Here is a 2593-nt window from a genome sequence, read left to right on the forward strand (position 1 = left end):
GGATCGTCGAAGAGGCCGCCCCGAACGACTTCTTCACCAACCCCCAGCACGACAGAACAAAGCTCTTCCTCAGCCAGATCCTTAAGCACTGAGGGATTTTGCGAAATTGACGACGGCTAGGGGATCGCCGGTAGATCTGCTGAAGTAGAGCATCCTCGCTTCGACGCATAGAGATCTATCACGACTGAGCCGAGATATCGCCTGAAAACCCGCAATCAGATGGAAAGGAGCGTCATCCATGGTGTTGCTACGTCGCCCCGTCCTCGGGATTCTTGAGCTTGATGAAGGACTGACGCCCGATAGCCCATGCCACGTTCCACGGGAAGGGTCCCTATTGAATCCGGCGACCTTTGACCGACCAATCATCACGGAGATGGTGGAAGGTGCATTCGCGGATATTGTTATTCGCGGCGACCCGACACTTGAGGACAGTTGCACTGCCGCCGCTCGGCGCCTTGTCGAACGTAGCGCAGACGTGATCTCAGCCGACTGTGGTTTTTTCATACGGCATCAGGCGGCTATCTCCGCAGCCGTCAATGTGCCTGTAGCGGTGTCGAGTTTGCTCCTTGTTCCCATGTTACTGCGTCAGCTATCGCCTGCTCGGAAGCTGGCGGTACTAACGGCTGACTCAAAACACTGCAGTAAAGACCTCTTCGGTCTCGACCATCCGGCAGATCGAGCGAGAGTAGTGATCGGCGGGATCGAAGGCGGCGAATACATACGCAACACTCTTGCACGTCCGTTCGTTCGAACCAGCGTCGATCAAATCGAGCGAGAGGTCACCGCGTGCATCGCACAACTTCGCGCAATGGATCCTGAGATCGGGATGCTGCTTTTCGAATGCACGGGTTTCCCAGTTGTGACAAATGCCCTACGCCGTACGACAGGGCTGCCGATTTTCGACATTACGGACCTGTGCCGGCTGACGCTTACCACCATATCCAGCTCTGTTTTGCCGTGAACAGGACCACGGCGGCAAGTACAATCAAGCACCCGCACGCCATTGCTTTGGGTCTGTCTCCCGAACGTCCTGGTTGAAGCCGTCAGTTTGAGGCGCAGTAGCAGTTGCCGGCCGCCAATGTGACAATGCAGCCGGTTGCAATTGACATCGCGTCACCCCGGGCTCGCTTTTTTAATTGGGAACATCGTGGCAGGAAATATCATGAACGAAGAAACGTTGCGGTTTGGTCTTTCTGAATACAAGGATCGAGGCTCGCAAGGCGATGGAGCAAATGGGTGTAGACCTATTCGTCGTGACGAACCCCGCCAACATGGGTTGGCTAACCGGCTATGACAGTTGCTCCTACTACGTGCCACAGGGCGTCGTAGTTACCAAATAAGGATTCTCTCTGGTTCGGCCGGCGCATGGACGCCAATGGCTGCCGCAGGACAGCATATATGGGCGAGGATCGAATCAAAGTGGTAAGAGATGAATACGTCCAGTCCGACACGCTCCATGCCATGTCGGTTCTCGGGCATATCATCGCCGATGAGGGGCATCGTTCGGCAACGATCGGCGTCGAGAAAGGATAGCTCCTGCTTCTCTGCCGCATCGTTTGAAGCGCTTGCAACGTCACTTCCGAATGGGAAGTTTAAAAAGGCCGATAGACTCATTAACTGGCAACGCCTTACAAAATCGCCGCGTGAGATCGAATACATGCGCGGTGCGGCTAAGATCGTCGAAGCCATGTATCAACGAGTCATCGAAGTGCTGGGCCCGGGCGTAAAGCAGTCCGGCGTGATTGCCGAGGTCTCCTAGGTCGCGGGGTGGACGGTTACTGGGGCGACTATCCAGCGTGCGTACCAAATCTCGCCCGGCGCCGACGCTTCGACCCCCCATCTCACCTGGACTGACTGGCCAATTCGAGCCGACAAAAGCATTTTCTTCGAGCTTGCTGGTGTTCACAAGCATTATCACTGCCCCCTGTCGCGAACCTATTATCTCGGAAAACCAACTCAAAGATATTGGACGCTGAGAAGGCTGCTCTGGACGGCATGCAGGCTGGCCTCGAGAAGGGAGTGCCGGGAATTGTAGCGAGGACATTTGAGGCTTACACGCGCGCATTGGCTCGATATGGCCTGGAGAAAACGAGCTGTTCCGGATATCCGTTAGGGATGGGATATCCACCAGCATGGGGCGATAATTCCGCTAGCTTGCGGGTTTCGATAATTCGCGGACAGGGATTCCATTAAATCCCGGACAGCGATTTCACTAAGTCCGGGACTGCATTTCCGCTAATTCCCGGACGGCGATTCCGGTAAATCCCGGACAGGCTTTCGGCGATAAAGAGATCGACTTTCGCACGCGCCGGTTTGCCATTCTGGACCCTGATTGAGAGGGGTGCGGTGAATGGCGAGACGGAAGCAGGCGAGGCTTACAAAGTGTGAAGGACATATCGATCGATATTGCGACTGGCGCACGAACAGGGCCTTTCCGTTCGTGCGATATCGGAACGGCTTAAGATCAGCAAAACGATCATTTGGACCTACCTGCTGCGGGTATGCATCCGAGCAAGTCCGCGGGATTTTGATTTTCGCGCGTGGTAATGTCGGTTCATGGAGATCGATGAGGACAAAATCGACGATGCAGTTT

The 2593-nt window shown here is 55.1% G+C and carries 4 protein-coding genes and 2 pseudogenes; 5 read left to right on the forward strand and 1 reads right to left on the reverse strand.

Annotated features, from left to right (window positions below; all coding sequences use genetic code 11):
• From glnQ to BSG20_RS38315, 5 genes and pseudogenes are all read left to right on the forward strand, one after another.
• A pseudogene (gene glnQ / locus BSG20_RS38305) lies at nt 1–92 on the forward strand (glutamine ABC transporter ATP-binding protein GlnQ); the annotation flags it as partial.
• A gap of 146 nt (nt 93–238) precedes the next feature.
• Nucleotides 239–961: an aspartate/glutamate racemase family protein gene (locus BSG20_RS36945; protein ID WP_072382415.1), complete on the forward strand. Its 723-nt coding sequence runs from the start codon at nt 239–241 to the stop codon at nt 959–961.
• A 271-nt stretch (nt 962–1232) separates the two neighbouring features.
• A complete protein-coding gene (locus BSG20_RS38310) occupies nt 1233–1340 on the forward strand; it encodes a hypothetical protein (RefSeq protein ID WP_244541547.1) in 108 nt (35 codons plus the stop codon).
• A 58-nt stretch (nt 1341–1398) separates the two neighbouring features.
• Nucleotides 1399–1533, forward strand: a complete 135-nt coding sequence (locus BSG20_RS38575; RefSeq protein ID WP_280142244.1) for a hypothetical protein — start codon at nt 1399–1401, stop codon at nt 1531–1533.
• Nucleotides 1534–1861: 328 nt separating this feature from the next.
• The gene (locus tag BSG20_RS38315; protein ID WP_342030089.1) at nt 1862–2035 is read left to right on the forward strand and encodes a M24 family metallopeptidase; all 174 of its coding nucleotides are present in this window, start codon (nt 1862–1864) and stop codon (nt 2033–2035) included.
• Between the two features lie 200 nt (nt 2036–2235).
• Here BSG20_RS38315 and BSG20_RS39120 read toward each other — a convergent pair.
• Nucleotides 2236–2593, reverse strand: a pseudogene (locus BSG20_RS39120) (hypothetical protein); the annotation flags it as partial.

The sequence above is a fragment of the Rhizobium tibeticum genome (assembly GCF_900110205.1).
In the GTDB taxonomy this organism is placed as follows: Bacteria; Pseudomonadota; Alphaproteobacteria; order Rhizobiales; family Rhizobiaceae; genus Rhizobium; species Rhizobium tibeticum.

Bases quoted from the DNA above. Each gene is read 5' to 3' on its own strand.
- BSG20_RS36945 (WP_072382415.1), top strand. From the start codon at position 239: ATGGTGTTGCTACGTCGCCCCGTCCTCGGGATTCTTGAGCTTGATGAA.
- BSG20_RS38310 (WP_244541547.1), top strand. From the start codon at position 1,233: ATGGGTGTAGACCTATTCGTCGTGACGAACCCCGCCAACATGGGTTGG.
- BSG20_RS38575 (WP_280142244.1), top strand. From the start codon at position 1,399: ATGGGCGAGGATCGAATCAAAGTGGTAAGAGATGAATACGTCCAGTCC.